Source organism: Microbacterium sp. STN6 (genome assembly GCF_026410545.1).
In the GTDB taxonomy this organism is placed as follows: domain Bacteria; phylum Actinomycetota; class Actinomycetes; order Actinomycetales; family Microbacteriaceae; genus Root112D2.
The window spans coordinates 711,810-725,006 of the sequence record NZ_JAPMIT010000001.1 but is presented as its reverse complement, the minus strand read 5'-3'; the positions used below and the strand labels follow the sequence as shown (position 1 = coordinate 725,006).

Here is a 13,197-nt window from a genome sequence, read left to right as displayed (position 1 = left end):
CGGATGGCGCCTGACGGCGCTACCGCGTGGTGCCTGCCACCTTGGGCAGCGCGCCGCCTGCGGCGGCGTTGCGGTCGGGGCGGAAGTTGGTGAAGTCGACGCCGGGGATGTCGTTGACGAGCGCAATCTCGTCTTCGATCTGCGCCGCCTCCCACTCCTCCGGGCCGACGAGCGGCAAGCGCACGCGCGGGCTGTTGATGCGGCCCAGGCCGTGCAGGATGTACTTGGCGGCGACGGTGCCCGGCACATGCGTCATGACGGCGCGCACGAGCGGCTCGAGCTTCTTGTGCGCGGCGGTCGCCGTGGCGAGATCGCCCGCGTTGACGGCGTCGATCATGGTGCGGTACGGCCGGGCGGCGATGTTGTTTGTCACGCCGATGAGCCCGGTCGCGCCGATCGAGAGGTGGGGAAGCACGTTCGTGTCGTCGCCGGAGAAGTACAGCAGGTCGGTGTGGTTGAGCACCCGGGAGACCTGGCTGAAGTCGCCCTTGGCGTCTTTGATGGCGACGATGTTCGGGTGCTTCGCCGCCCGCAGGATGGTCTCGTAGGCGATGGGAACGCCCGTGCGGCCTGGGATGTCGTAGAGGATGACGGGCAGGTCGGTCGCGTCGGCGATCATGCGGAAGTGCGTGAGGAGTCCCGCCTGCGTGGGCTTGTTGTAATACGGCGTGACGACGAGGTTGCCGTCGGCGCCCGCTTTCTCGCTCTGCCGGGCCAGCTGCATGGCGTGCGCGGTCTCGTTCGATCCGCCGCCCGTGATGATCCTGGCGCGACCGCCGGCGACCTGCTTGCCGACCTCGACGAGCCGGATCTTCTCGGCGTCGGTCAGGGTCGATGTCTCGCCCGTGGTGCCCGAGATCACGATGCCGTCGGCGCCGTCGTTGATCACGTCGTCCATGTGCTTCTCGACGGCGGGCCAGTCGACCTCTCCCTCGGCGGTGAACGGAGTCACCAGCGCGACTAGCACCTGCCCGAACGGGTTCTCGATCGTAGACACGAGATACAGGCTACCGGGTGCTCTGAGCGCGGCGCACCGGAACACCTTCGAATACCCCCAATGCGGGGCACAGCGACGGCACGGCGGCGCTAGGCTGAACACTCCACGTCAGCTCGCGCGGCCTGCGATTGCGGCATCGCGCCACGGCCCAGGAGGCACCCATGACACTGACAAGCGAAGCGACATCCGTCTGGAGCGGGGATCTGAAGTCGGGCAGCGGCCGGCTCAGCCTCGACTCGTCGCACGCCGCCGAGTTCGGCGTGACCTGGAAGGCGCGCTCCGAGGGAAGCGACAACACGACCAACCCCGAGGAACTGCTCGGCGCCGCCCATGCCGCCTGCTTCTCAATGGCGTTCGCCAACCTGCTCGGCCAGTTCGGCACGCCGCCGGAGAGCATCCAGGTGACGGCAGCCGTGACCTTCGACCCGGCCCAGGGCATCACCGGCAGCCACCTGCTCGTCAACGCCACCGTCTCGGGCATCGAGGAGGACGACTTCCAGCGTCTTGCCGAGGAGGCGAAGAGCACCTGCCCCGTCTCGCGGGCTCTCAGCGGCATCCCCGTCACGCTCGAAGCCGACCTCGCCTGACGTGGCGGCATCGGCTCGCCGCACCGGGCCCCTGCGGGTTCTGATCTGCGGCGCGTCCGGCATGATCGGCTCGGAGCTCGCGCGCCAGCTCGAGCGCGAGGGAGACACCGTGCTGCGGCTCGTGCGCCGTCGACCGGGCAGCGCGGCCGAGTTCAACTGGGCTCCGAGCGCGCACATCATCGACTTCACGCTCATGGACGACGTCGACGTCGTCGTCAACCTCTCGGGTGCCTCGCTCGCCCACCTGCCGTGGACGGCGGGGTACAAGGAGGAGATCCGGCAGTCGCGACTGCAGGCGACGCGCACGCTGACGGATGCGATGGGCATGTCGCGGAGGCCGCCCGCTGTCCTGATCAACGCCTCCGCCGTCGGCTACTACGGCGACCGGCCCGGTGCACGGCTCACGGAGAGCTCGCCGAAGGGCGAGGGGTTTCTCGCCGATGTCGTCGACGAGTGGGAGACGGCCGCTCGGCTCGCGCCCGAGGGCACCCGCGTCGTGCTCGTCCGCAGCGGCATCGTGCTCGGCAACGGCGGTGCGATGCGGCCGCTGCTGCCCCTGGCTCGGCTGGGACTCGCGGGGCCGCTCGGCACGGGCGGGCAGCACTGGCCGTGGATCAGCCTGCACGACGAGGCTGCGGCCATCCGTCACCTTATGCGCTCGGGGGTCGAGGGGGCCGTGAACCTGGTCGGCCCCTCGCCCGTGACGGCAGACGTGCTGGTTCGCGAGCTCGCGCGTCAGCTGGGGCGGCCGTATGGCCTGCGCGCGCCGGAGGGACTCATCGAGTTCGCCCTGCGCGATGCCGGCCGTGAGCTGCTTCTCGCGAGCCAGAAGGTCGTTCCGACGCGGCTCATCGACGACGGCTTCGTCTTTCGGCATGACACGGTGCAGAAGGCCGTTGCGGCGCTGCTGGGCAGGTGAGGGTCTGGCGGCAGCCGGAGATCAGGCCGGATGCGCGGGCTCGCGCCGATGCAGCTCGATCGCGCGACGCAACGCGGCTCTCGCCCTGCGCCGGTCGCCCGATGCGTCGTACGCGAGCCCCAGCCGGAACCACGCGCGCCAGCTCTCGGGCTGCTGCTCGACCTCGTGCGCGAACGCGGGGAACTGCTCGTCGGCGGCGTCTCGTAGCGGCCGGCCACTTTCGCGATGCGGCAGCTCCTCCTCTGGTAGCCCGCCCTCGGCGTCGAGAATGGCGACGAGCCGCTCGGTGTGCAGGCCGAAGAGCAGCTCGCGTGCCAGCGCCCACACCGCCACGATCGGCATGACGATGAGCGCAACACCCATGGCGATGCCGACGCCGTTGCCGGAGGCGAGCAGCAGAATGGCGCGCTGGCCGACCAGCACGATGTAGAGGAGCAGGAGCGCCGCCATGACGAGGGCGGCGACGCGATTCTTCATTCGGCGGGGCCGCTCTTCTCCGGGCGGGCACCGGTTTTCGACGGACGGCCGCCGGTTGGCGCACCCGACAGGTCGATCAGGTTCTCGAGGCCGACCGTGATGCCGCGCTGCGTGGCCGCGCGGCGAAGGGCGAGAAGGATTCCTGCCTCGTATGCGCTCGAGTCGAGGGTGTCGTGCGTGATCGTGAGCGTCTCGCCCTGGCCGCCGAGCAGCACCTGCTGGCGTGCGGCGAGGCCGTTGACCCGCATGCTGTGGATGGGCACGCCCGCCACCTGCTGGCCCCGCGCGCGCTGGTCGGAGTGCGGCGCGAGCGGCGGACCCACTTGGGCCCGCGCCTCGCCGATGAGCTCGGCGGTGCGAACGGCGGTTCCCGAGGGCGAGTCGATCTTGGTCGCGCGATGCGCCTCGATGATCTCGATGGAGTCGAAGAACGTGGCCGCCTGGGCCGCGAACGAGGTTGCGAGCGCCGAGCCGAGAGAGAAATTGGGAATGACGATGACGCCCTGTTCGGCGCCGAGGCCGCCAGCCACGCCCGCGATGCGTTCGGCCGACCAGCCCGACGTGCCGACGACGACGTTGAGCCCCTCGTCGAGCCCGTACCGCACGATGCGCTCGCTCACGCTGGGCAGCGTCACGTCGAGCAGTACATCGGCGCCCCGCATGGCCTCGAGCGAGGTGCGCGAGTCGAGGGCGGCGACGAGTTCGAGGTCGTCTGCCTGCTCGATGAGCCTCACGGCCACCGAGCCGAGCTTGCCGGTTGCCCCGGTCACGGCCACGCGAATAGTCACCAAGACAATCTAGCCGGTGGGCGCGGTGGCATTCGACGGCAGGCGTGCTCAGCACGCATACGCTTGTGGCGTGACGACCTTTCGCGAGAGCGCGGTGGACGAGGCGACCGCGCACAACCTGCTTGCCTCGTACTTCGCCGAGCGGGCGCAAACCTTCCCCGAGGCCCAGGGCAGCTACCGCACGACCTTCCCCGCGCCCGAGCAGTTCGTCGCACCCGAAGGCGTCTTCCTCGTTGTCGTCGACGACGATGACACGGCGATCGGATGCGGCGGCATTCGCCGCCTTCCGCAGGCCGCCCCTTCCGGTCTGCGCCGCCTCGTCGAGCAGACCGTTGATGGCGCGACCACGCTGCGCGCTCCCGAGGCCGAGACCGTGCAGAACGCGGAGCGCGTGCGCTTCGAGGTGAAGCACCTGTGGCTGAGCCCGGCGGCGCGTGGGCGCGGTCTTGGGCGTGCACTGCTGACCGAGCTGGAGCGGCGGGCGGCCGCGTTCGGGGCGAGCGAGGTCGTGCTCGATACCAACGACAGCCTCGAGGCGGCCGGCGGCCTGTACCGGGCGAGTGGCTACGAGAGCATCGCCCCATACAACGACAACCCGAACGCGACGACCTGGTACCGCAAGTCGCTCTAGCGACTGCGCAGGCTGGCTGGAGCCCGGCCGGGCCGGAGCTCAGACGGGCTGGAGCTCTGGCAGGCCCGTGCGCAGCTCGACCGGCAGGTGGCCGAGGTCGTTGTGCACCACGAGCACGGGTGGCTTGGCCGAGCGCACCCGGATGATGGTGAGGCCGCAATTGGCCTGGTTCAGGCCCATCCATCGCCATGCGGGCGCGTCGAAGACGTGGCGCACGAACCAGCCGATGACGAAGTTGTGGGTGATGAGAAGGTCATGTCGATCGCCGCGACCCGGCGCGAAGAACTCATCGACCGCATCCGCCATCTGTGCCCTGCCTGCCTCGATCTCGGCCTCGGTGATGGCTCCGTAGAACGATTCGAACGCCTTCGGCATCTCGGGGGACGGCCCCGACGGGATGCAGTCGAACAGGAGGCTCGACGGCTGCGGATTCAGCGCCGGCATCCGCTCTGCCATGATGGCCGCGGTCTCGGCAGCGCGGTTGAGCGGCGAGTGGAATGTGTTCGTGAAGGGGACGCCGCCAAGGCGCTCGGCGATGAGCGTGGCCTGCCGCTTGCCGCGGCTTGAGAGGGGGCCGTCCGGCATTCCGTATTCGGCGTCCTGCTGCTCGCCGTGGCGCACGAGGTAGAGGTAGTGGGGCATCGAGCGGCTCTTTCTTCTGTTGCGTTGAGGTCAGGAGACGATCGAATCGAACGCGCTCTCCTCCACCGCGCCGACGGCGGCGACGGAGACGGAGCGAGAGGCGAGGTCGGCGGCGAGCTCGCGCACGTCGTCGGCGGTGACGCGAGCAAGCCGGCGCAGGCTCTCGTCGAGGTCGATGAACTCGCCAAGCGTGATCTCGGCGCGGCCCAGCCTCGACATGCGCGTGTCGGAGTCTTCGAGGGCGATGGCGGACCCGCCCGAGAGCTGGCCGACCGCCCGGGACATCTCGTCGGCACTCACGCCATGCTCGGCCATTCTGTGCAGCTCGGCGAGGAGCAGCTCTGAGACATCGTGTGCCTTCGCCGGCGAGCAGCCGGCGTAGAGGCCGAACACCCCGGCGTCAGAGAACGCGGCAGAGAACGAGTACACTGAATAGGCGAGGCCACGCTTCTCACGCACCTCCTGGAACAGCCTGCTCGACATGCCGCCACCGAGAATCGAGTTGAGCACGCTCATGGTCATGCGCCGCTCGTCTCCGGCCGTGATGCCCGGCACGCCCACGAGGATGTTCGCCTGTTCGATGGGCCGCTGCACCGTGACGAGGCGACCGGTGCCGGAGGCGTCGGCCGGCGTGCCGTCGCGGCGCGGCACGGGTGCCGCCCGCCGGCCGAGATCCCAGCCGGCCGCGACGAGGGCGCGCTGTACGTCCGAGACGAGGCGATCGTGGTCAACTGCGCCCGCTGCCGTGATGACGAGATCCTGCGGCCGGTAGTTGGATCGGTAGTGGCCCCAGACGGCCTCCCGCGTCGCCTCCCGGATGGCGTCTGGGCTGCCACCGATGGGCCGGCCAAGCGGATGCGCGCCGAGAACGGCCTCGAAGAACCTCTCGTTCACCACATCTGCCGGGTCGTCCTCGGCCATCGCCAGCTCTTCCAGGATGACCCCGCGCTCATTCTCGAACTCGGTGCTGTCGAGGACCGACGAGGTGATCATGTCTGTCAGCACGTCGGCCGCCATCGGCAGGTCGCGGTCGAGCACCTTGGCGTAGTAGCAGGTGTATTCCTTGGCGGTCATGGCATTGTGCTCGCCGCCGACCGAGTCGAAGGCCACCGCGATGTCCAGCGCACTGCGGCTGCCCGTGCCCTTGAAGAGCAGATGTTCGAGGAAGTGCGTTGACCCGAAGCTCGACGCGTGACCGAGCACGCCAGCCCCTGCGGGGCGAGGACCCGTTTCATCTCTCGACCCGACCGCTACCCAGTAGCCGATCGTCGCCGTGCGCGAGCCGGGCACGTGTTCGCTGAGGATTCGCACGCCGCTCGGCAGAACGGTTCGCCTGACCAGGGCATCGCCCGTGGCTGCAAACGTGAGTTCGGCAGCGCCGAGCGGGAGGTCAACTGCGCCGTTCATCACCCTCCACCCTACGCCAGCGGCGACCGTCGTCTCCTGTCTGTACGATTTGGGGACAAACAGACAGGTCTGTCTAGGCTATACTGGTGCGAGAAGAACTTCCGCGGCCCACCCTTGCACCTGTCGCGGAACCGCCGGAGGCGACCCGAACGCCTCCTCCGAGTAACAAGGAGCCGCGCCGGATGGCCGCTACTGCCCGATCGGCCATCCGGCCGCCCGCTCCCTCGAAGGTGAAGATCCTCGCGACCGCCGACGATCTCTTCTACACGGAAGGCATCCACACGGTGGGTGTCGATCGCATCATCGCCGCCGCGCATGTCACGAAGGCGACCTTCTACAAGCACTACCGTTCCAAGGATCTGCTGATCATCGCCTATGTCGAGGGCCGCGACCGCGAGATCCGCGAGTTCCTCGACGACGCCGAAGCGCGGCTCGATGACCCGCGCGAGGTCATCCGCGCCCTCACCGTCAAGATCGGCGTCGAGGCGACCCGCACAGGCTTCCGTGGCTGCCCGTTCATCAACGCCGCCGCCCAGTTCGCCGACCCGGCGCACCCGGTTCGAGTTGCCGTGACGGCACATCGTGACTGGTATGCCGACCGCATCGAGGCGCTCATGCGAGCGATCGGCCACCCGCAGCCCGGCAACGCCGCAGACGACTACCTGCTGGCCCGCGACGGAGCCCTCGCCGGCGGCTACGTCGGCGACTCCATCGCTGCGAACGCGGCGCTGCACCGTTCGACGGAGCGGCTGCTGGCCGAAGCAGAGGCCTGAGCCCTCCCTCACTCTGAGACGCGATCGAGCTCACGCATCTGCGAGCGTGTGAGGCGGATGCTTGCGGCCAGTACCAGCGAATCCACCTGCCCCGGGGCTCGCACCGTCACGACGGGTGAGACGACGGCTCGCTTGGCGAGGAGCCACGCGAGCGCCACGCTCGTCACGGTCGTGTCGAGCTCGGCCGCCACGCGATCGAGCGCTGCCAGCACTCTGCTCCCCCGCCTGCCGAGGTATTGACCCGCGGCGGCAGACGCCGGGGACGCCTGACCGAGATCGGCGCGCGAGCGGAATGCCCCCGAGAGGTACCCGTGAGCGAGCGCCGCCTGCGGCATGACCGCAAGACCCTGGGCCGACGCCACGATGCGCAGCCCGCTCTCGAATTCCGTGCGGTGCATGAGGTTGTACGGGCTCTGCACGGCGACGAGCCGCGGCAGGCCCGTGGAGGCCAGGATGCGCGCCTCCATCAGCCGCTCAGCCGAGAATCCGGTGGCGGCGAGCCAGCGCACCTTGCCGGTCTCGATGAGCCACTCGACCGTCGACAGGCTCTCGTCGAGCGGCACCTGCGCGTCTTCCCCGTCGAGGTAGAGCAGGTCGATGTGGTCGGTGCCGAGACGGGCGAGAGAGGCCTCGACGGCACGAACGATGCTGACGGGGCCGAGCCCCGAGGCATCCGCATGCCTGCCTACCTTGGTGGAGAGAACGACGGTGTCGCGCATTCCTCGCTCACGCAGCCACGCCCCGATGACGGTCTCGCTGGCGCCCTGACCGGCGGAGTCGGCCGTGTCGATGAGGTTGCCGCCGAGGGCGACATAGCGGTCGAGGATGCGCCTGGCCACCTCGTCTTCGACGCTCGTGCCGAACTCTCGCGCGCCGAGCGCGACGGGGTGCACCGTCAGGTCGGATTCGCCGAGACGGCGACGCGCCACGATGGAGAGCGGACCGGTGAGATCGAGGCGGCCGTCGATGTCGTCTGGTGTCTCGACGGGGCCCGTAGGCGGTCTCGTGATGGCCGGCGTGACGCCCGTGAGCAGGTTCTTGACGCGGTGCGGCAGGCTCTGCGCCATTGTTGCCTCCCACCCCCGCGCCATGCCGTCTTGTACCGGAGCGGGCTGCGAATCGCCCCGATATTCCGTAGCGTATGCCACGCCTCGGACGTTGCCATGACGCCACGAGTGAACTGTTATCAAATCTTTGGATATGAGGGGGCGGACGGGTCTCGATACGCGCTTCGCGCTACTCGACCGGCATGTTGGGGACGCGCTCTTCGCGCTACTCGACCGGCATGTGGGGGACGCGCGCTTCGCGCTACTCGACGTGCCTGTGCGAGCGGGCAACCACCTGTCTCGCGTGACGCAGAAGCGGCGCGTCGACCATACTGCCGCGGAAGGCGAACGCGCCCGGCCTGCCCTCGGCGGCCGCCAGAACATCGCGCGCGAACGCGAGCTCGTCGGCGCTCGGTCGATAGGCCGCCCGAATCGTCTCGACCTGCCCGGGGTGGATGCAGGCGGATGCGGTGAAGCCGACCGCCGCCGCATCCGAGGCCTCATCGGCGAGCGCCTCGAGTGCAGCGATGTCGAGGTGCACCGTGTCGATCGCCGCCTTGCCTGCAGCTGCCGCCGCGAGCAGCACCGCAGAGCGGGCGTGCCGAACGACCTCGCGGTAGCGGCCGTCGGGGTGCCTGCTCGAGGTGCCGCCGAGCGAGGCCACCAGATCCTCCGCTCCCCACATGAGCGCCACGACGTTCGGCAGGCCCGCGAGCCGCTCGGCCGCGAGCACTCCCGCCGCGGTCTCGCACAGGGCGATCACGTCGAACTCCAGCGCCGCCACGGCATCCGGATCGTCGGCCTTCGGCACCATGACGTACCGATAGCCGGCCGCGGAGGCGGCCGCCGCATCCGCTCTGCTGTCGTTGGTGCCGAGCTCGTTGAGGCGAACGATGGTCCGCGAGGCGTCGAGCGGATGCCGGCGCAGCGCCTCGCGGGCGGCAGGGCGGGCGTCGGGAGTGACAGCGTCCTCGAGATCGAGGATCACGGCGTCGGCCCGGGCCGCAGCCTTCTCGTAACGGTCCGGCCGGTCGGCGGGGCAGAAGAGCAGCGCGGGGCCGAGCTCGAACGCGGTCATGGACGCCGCCCCTGACACCAGACCAGGGCGGAGCGCCGCGCCGTCGCCACGACCTCGTCACGCTGATTGCGGCCGATGTGCATGAACGTCACGATGCCCTGACCCGGCCGCGACACCGAGAGACGCTTGGCCTCCACAATCGTCTCGGAATAGAGGGTGTCGCCGTGGAAGAGCGGATGCGGGAACGTCACCTCACCGAAGCCGAGGTTCGCGACCGTGGTGCCCTGCGTGAGCTGCGCGACCGACGCGCCGACAATGGTGGAGAGTGTGAAGAGCGAGTTCACGAGACGCTCACCGAACGGCTGCGTCGCCGCGAACGCGGCGTCGAGATGCAGCGCCTGCGGGTTCATGGTGAGGGTCGTGAAGAGCACGTTGTCCGCCTCTGTGACCGTGCGGCCGGGGCGGTGCAGGTAGCGCGTCTCCAGCTCGAACTCCTCGTAGTACAGGCCTCGCTGCTCGATCTCTTTCATCGTCTCCTCGCCATCGATCTGGCCCCTCGTCGCGCTCGGGCCGCCTACGCCTCGAACCCGAGGCAGCGGGCGATGACCATGAGTTGCACCTCGGTCGTGCCCTCCCCCACCTCGAGAATCTTGGAGTCACGGTAGTGCCGGCCCACGACGTTGGCGTTGAGGAACCCGTAGCCGCCGAAGATCTGCGACGCGTCGTGCGCGTTCGCGACGGCGGCCTCGCTCGCCACGAGCTTCGCGATCGATGCCTCAAGCTTGAACGGCCGGCCGGCCGCCAGCTTGAACGCGGCGTCGTAGCACGCCAGCCTGGCCGCCTGTGTTCGCGCCTGCATGCGCGCGATCGTGAATGCAATGTGCTGGTTCGAGCCGATGGTGCGGCCGAAGACGGTGCGGCTCTTCGCGTAGCGCGCGGCCTCCTCCAGGCAGCCCTGCGCGACGCCGGTGCAGAGCGCGGCGAACGCCACCCGGCCCTCGTCGAGACTGGTGAGGAAGTCGGCGTAGCCGCGCCCGCGCTCGCCCAGCAGGTTCTGCTCCGGCACCCTCACGTCATTGAGCGTGAGCGGGTGCGTGTCGGACGTGTGCCAGCCCACCTTGTCGTAGCCCGGCTCGACCGTGAGACCGGGCGTTCCCGCGGGAACGAGGATGGCCGACAGCTCCTTCTTCACGCTGCCGTCTGCTCGCGTTGATTCGCCCGTGACCGCGGTGATGGTGATGAGGCTCGTGATATCGGTGCCCGAGTTGGTGATGAACTGCTTCGAGCCGTTGATGACCCACTCGCCGTCGACGAGCTCGGCCGTCGTGCGGGTGCTGCCCGCGTCGCTGCCTGCGTCGGCCTCGGTCAGCCCGAAGCCCGCCAGCGCGCGCCCTGCCGTCAAGTCCGGCAGCCACCGCTGCTTCTGCTCCTCGGTGCCCCGCCGGTACACGGGCATCATGCCGAGGCCGACGCCCGCCTCGAGGGTGACCGCGAGCGATTGGTCGACGCGCGCGAGCTGCTCGACCGCGAGGCACAGGGAGACATAGTCCTTGCCCTGGCCGCCGTACTCCTCACTGAACGGCAGGCCGAACAGCCCCAGCTCGCCCATCTGCGCGATGATGCCGTACGGAAGGCTGCGCTTCGTGTCGTACTCGTATGCCGCCGGTGCCACGACCGTGTCGGCGAAGTCGCGCACCGTCTCGGCGAGCCGGCGCTGCTCCTCACTCAGCTCCAGCCTTGCGAACGATTCGGTCATCTCTCTCCTCTTTCCTCACCAGCGGATGCGTCGCCGCCGCCGGCGGCGACGACCCGGGCGACGACCTGATCGACGCGCACCCTCTCTCCGTTGCCGACCTCAAGGTGAACCACTCCCGGCTGAGGGGCGCGGAGTCTGTGCTCCATCTTCATCGCCTCGACGATCACGATCGTGTCGCCTTCGGCCACCTCGTCGCCGTCGGCGGCGGCCACCTGCACCACGGTTCCCGGCATGGGCGTGCGGATCTCCCCGCCCGCCGCACCGGTGCCCCGCTGCATGCCGGCGCGGCGCTCGGCGAGCAGACGCTCACGGCTGTGCACCTGCAGCATCCAGGTGCAGCCCTCCTCCGCCACCCAGATGTCATCCCCGTCTCGCGCGAGCGTCAGCGGGGTCACGACCCCGTCGAGCTCGAGGAGTGCAGAACCGCCGCGGGCGGAGTCAGATTCGAGGCGTACTCGGTAGGCCGCACCGTCGATGGTGACCGTCGCAGCACCGCTGCCGGCCGCGCTCTCGCCGTCGCTCCCGGCCGCGCTCTCGCCGTCGGTCCCAGCATCGCTCTCGCCGTCGCTCCCAGCGCGGCTCGCCGGAGTCCTCCCGGAGTCGACAAGCACCACGACGGGGGGCGCGTCGGCGCCGGTTGCCAGCGCGTACGAGGAGGGCACCGAGCCGGCGAGGCGCCATCCGCTCGGTTGCTGCCAGAGGCCGCTCGCGCGCGCCTGCGCCGCTGACCGGGCGTTCCTCTGCGCCTCGCCGTGCATGAGGAGCGCGGCGGCGGCGAGCGCGGGGGCGCCGACCGTACGGAACCGCATCTCGGCGAGCCGGTTCTCGATGAGCCCCGTGTCGAGACGGCCCGCGCGCACGTCAGGGTCGGCGACGAGGGCGCGCAGGTACTCTGCGTTCGTCGGCACGCCGAGCACAACGGTGTGCGCGAGCGCCGCCTCGAGCCGGGCGAGGGCCTCGGCCCGGTCGGCGCCGTGCGCGACGATCTTGGCGAGCATGGGGTCGTAGTCGCATCCGACGACGGTGCCGACGGCGAGCCCGCTGTCGACGCGCACGCCGGCGCCGCTCGGCTCATGCAGGGCGAGCACGGTGCCCGAGGTGGGTAGGAAGCCGCGCTCGGGGTTCTCGGCGTAGAGCCTCGCCTCGACGGCGTGGCCCTCACGTCGTACGTCGGCCTGCGTGAACGCGAGCGGTTCGCCTGCCGCGACCCGCAATTGCTGCTCGACCAGGTCGATGCCCGTGACGAGTTCGGTGACGGGGTGCTCGACCTGCAGCCTGGTGTTCATCTCCATGAAGAAGAACTCGTCGGGCCGCTCGTCAGAGATGAGGAACTCGATGGTTCCCGCGCCAACGTAGTCGACGCTGTGGGCGATGCGACAGGCCGCGTCGCCGAGCCGGGCGCGGGTGGGCTCGTCAATGACCGGGGAGGGTGCCTCCTCAATGACCTTCTGGTGCCGGCGCTGCAGCGAGCACTCGCGCTCGGCCAGGTGCACGATCGCGCCGTGCGTGTCGGCGAGCACCTGCACCTCGATGTGCCTCGGCCTCTCGATGAGGCGCTCGAGAAAGAGGGTGTCGTCGCCGAAAGCGGATGCGGCCACGCGTCGCGCGGCCGGAAGCGCCTCACCGAGCTCGGCCGCATTCCTCGCCACCTGCATGCCTTTGCCGCCCCCGCCAGCGGACGGTTTGACGAGCACGGGGAAGCCGATGCGCTCCGCCGCCGCCTGGAGCGCGTCGTCGCTCATTCCGGGCCGCGCCTCGCCGGGAATGGTGGCGACACCGGCAGACTCCGCCTGCTCCTTCGCCCGGATCTTGTCGCCCATGACCTCGAGCGCGTGCACGCCGGGGCCGACGAACACGATTCCGGCGTCGGCGCAGGCGGCGGCGAGGCCGGCGCTCTCCGAGAGGAATCCGTATCCGGGATGGATCGCCTGCGCCCCGGTGGCGCGGGCTGCGGCGATGAGGGCGGCCACGTTGAGGTAGCTTGCCGCGGCGGGCGCGGGGCCGATGCAGACGGCGGCATCCGCTAGCCTCACGTGTTTGGCCCCACGGTCCGCCTCGCTGAAGACGGCGATCGAGCGGATGCCGAGCGCAGCCAGCGTGCGCATGATGCGGCAGGCGATCTCACCCCGGTTGGCGACGAGCACGGTGTCGAACAT

Annotated in this window: 14 protein-coding genes; 4 read left to right on the top strand and 10 right to left on the bottom strand. The window is 69.8% G+C overall.

The features are described 5' to 3' along the window. Nucleotides 1-19 precede the first annotated feature (19 nt). Nucleotides 20-997 (bottom strand): 4-hydroxy-tetrahydrodipicolinate synthase, encoded by a 978-nt coding sequence (dapA, locus tag OSC27_RS03280; protein ID WP_267179979.1) that lies wholly within the window; start codon nt 995-997, stop codon nt 20-22. A gap of 161 nt (nt 998-1,158) precedes the next feature. On the opposite strand from dapA, the gene OSC27_RS03275 reads away from it, so the two are divergent. Next, entirely contained in the window at nt 1,159-1,584 is a 426-nt protein-coding gene (locus OSC27_RS03275; protein WP_267179978.1) for an OsmC family peroxiredoxin, read from the top strand. 1 nt (nt 1,585) lies between these two features. Then, entirely contained in the window at nt 1,586-2,503 is a 918-nt protein-coding gene (locus OSC27_RS03270) for a TIGR01777 family oxidoreductase (protein WP_267179977.1), read from the top strand. A gap of 21 nt (nt 2,504-2,524) precedes the next feature. On the opposite strand, the gene OSC27_RS03265 is transcribed toward OSC27_RS03270, so the two are convergent. Together OSC27_RS03265 and dapB are read right to left on the bottom strand one after the other, a co-directional pair. Next, the gene (locus OSC27_RS03265; protein ID WP_267179976.1) at nt 2,525-2,980 is read right to left on the bottom strand and encodes a hypothetical protein; all 456 of its coding nucleotides are present in this window, start codon (nt 2,978-2,980) and stop codon (nt 2,525-2,527) included. After that, nucleotides 2,977-3,768: a 4-hydroxy-tetrahydrodipicolinate reductase gene (gene dapB, locus OSC27_RS03260; RefSeq protein ID WP_323373899.1), complete on the bottom strand. Its 792-nt coding sequence runs from the start codon at nt 3,766-3,768 to the stop codon at nt 2,977-2,979. The genes OSC27_RS03265 and dapB overlap by 4 nt, the downstream gene beginning before the upstream one ends. Before the next feature lie 70 nt (nt 3,769-3,838). Between dapB and OSC27_RS03255 the strand changes: the two genes are divergently transcribed. Next, nucleotides 3,839-4,399 (top strand): GNAT family N-acetyltransferase, encoded by a 561-nt coding sequence (locus OSC27_RS03255; RefSeq protein WP_267179975.1) that lies wholly within the window; start codon nt 3,839-3,841, stop codon nt 4,397-4,399. A gap of 39 nt (nt 4,400-4,438) precedes the next feature. Here OSC27_RS03255 and OSC27_RS03250 read toward each other — a convergent pair whose 3' ends face one another. After that, on the bottom strand, nt 4,439-5,041 hold the full coding sequence (locus tag OSC27_RS03250; protein WP_267179974.1) for a histidine phosphatase family protein: 603 nt from the start codon (nt 5,039-5,041) through the stop codon (nt 4,439-4,441). 30 nt (nt 5,042-5,071) lie between these two features. Continuing rightward, nucleotides 5,072-6,448, bottom strand: a complete 1,377-nt coding sequence (locus OSC27_RS03245; protein WP_267179973.1) for a M16 family metallopeptidase — start codon at nt 6,446-6,448, stop codon at nt 5,072-5,074. Nucleotides 6,449-6,630: 182 nt separating this feature from the next. On the opposite strand from OSC27_RS03245, the gene OSC27_RS03240 reads away from it, so the two are divergent. After that, the gene (locus tag OSC27_RS03240; protein WP_267179972.1) at nt 6,631-7,221 is read left to right on the top strand and encodes a TetR/AcrR family transcriptional regulator; all 591 of its coding nucleotides are present in this window, start codon (nt 6,631-6,633) and stop codon (nt 7,219-7,221) included. Between the two features lie 8 nt (nt 7,222-7,229). Here the strand turns inward: OSC27_RS03240 and OSC27_RS03235 are convergent, their stop codons facing one another. The 5 genes from OSC27_RS03235 to OSC27_RS03215 form a co-directional block, all read right to left on the bottom strand. Next, nucleotides 7,230-8,288 carry an aldo/keto reductase gene (locus tag OSC27_RS03235; RefSeq protein ID WP_267179971.1) on the bottom strand — a complete coding sequence of 353 codons (1,059 nt, stop codon included), beginning with the start codon at nt 8,286-8,288 and terminating at the stop codon, nt 7,230-7,232. A 241-nt stretch (nt 8,289-8,529) separates the two neighbouring features. Continuing rightward, on the bottom strand, nt 8,530-9,345 hold the full coding sequence (locus OSC27_RS03230) for an HpcH/HpaI aldolase/citrate lyase family protein (protein WP_267179970.1): 816 nt from the start codon (nt 9,343-9,345) through the stop codon (nt 8,530-8,532). Continuing rightward, nucleotides 9,342-9,815: a MaoC family dehydratase gene (locus OSC27_RS03225; RefSeq protein WP_267179969.1), complete on the bottom strand. Its 474-nt coding sequence runs from the start codon at nt 9,813-9,815 to the stop codon at nt 9,342-9,344. Before OSC27_RS03225 ends, OSC27_RS03230 begins: the two co-directional genes overlap by 4 nt. Before the next feature lie 44 nt (nt 9,816-9,859). After that, nucleotides 9,860-11,041 (bottom strand): acyl-CoA dehydrogenase family protein, encoded by a 1,182-nt coding sequence (locus OSC27_RS03220; protein ID WP_267179968.1) that lies wholly within the window; start codon nt 11,039-11,041, stop codon nt 9,860-9,862. After that, nucleotides 11,038-13,197, bottom strand: coding sequence for a biotin carboxylase N-terminal domain-containing protein (locus OSC27_RS03215; protein ID WP_267179967.1), 2,160 nt, complete (start codon nt 13,195-13,197; stop codon nt 11,038-11,040). Before OSC27_RS03215 ends, OSC27_RS03220 begins: the two co-directional genes overlap by 4 nt.

Excerpts from the sequence above, each read along its gene's own strand:
- OSC27_RS03275 (WP_267179978.1), top strand. The coding sequence starts at position 1,159 with ATGACACTGACAAGCGAAGCGACATCCGTCTGGAGCGGGGATCTGAAG.
- OSC27_RS03265 (WP_267179976.1), bottom strand. The coding sequence starts at position 2,980 with ATGAAGAATCGCGTCGCCGCCCTCGTCATGGCGGCGCTCCTGCTCCTC.
- OSC27_RS03250 (WP_267179974.1), bottom strand. The coding sequence starts at position 5,041 with ATGCCCCACTACCTCTACCTCGTGCGCCACGGCGAGCAGCAGGACGCC.
- OSC27_RS03245 (WP_267179973.1), bottom strand. The coding sequence starts at position 6,448 with ATGAACGGCGCAGTTGACCTCCCGCTCGGCGCTGCCGAACTCACGTTT.
- OSC27_RS03240 (WP_267179972.1), top strand. The coding sequence starts at position 6,631 with ATGGCCGCTACTGCCCGATCGGCCATCCGGCCGCCCGCTCCCTCGAAG.
- OSC27_RS03235 (WP_267179971.1), bottom strand. The coding sequence starts at position 8,288 with ATGGCGCAGAGCCTGCCGCACCGCGTCAAGAACCTGCTCACGGGCGTC.
- OSC27_RS03230 (WP_267179970.1), bottom strand. The coding sequence starts at position 9,345 with ATGACCGCGTTCGAGCTCGGCCCCGCGCTGCTCTTCTGCCCCGCCGAC.
- OSC27_RS03225 (WP_267179969.1), bottom strand. The coding sequence starts at position 9,815 with ATGAAAGAGATCGAGCAGCGAGGCCTGTACTACGAGGAGTTCGAGCTG.
- OSC27_RS03220 (WP_267179968.1), bottom strand. The coding sequence starts at position 11,041 with ATGACCGAATCGTTCGCAAGGCTGGAGCTGAGTGAGGAGCAGCGCCGG.
- OSC27_RS03215 (WP_267179967.1), bottom strand. The coding sequence starts at position 13,197 with ATGTTCGACACCGTGCTCGTCGCCAACCGGGGTGAGATCGCCTGCCGC.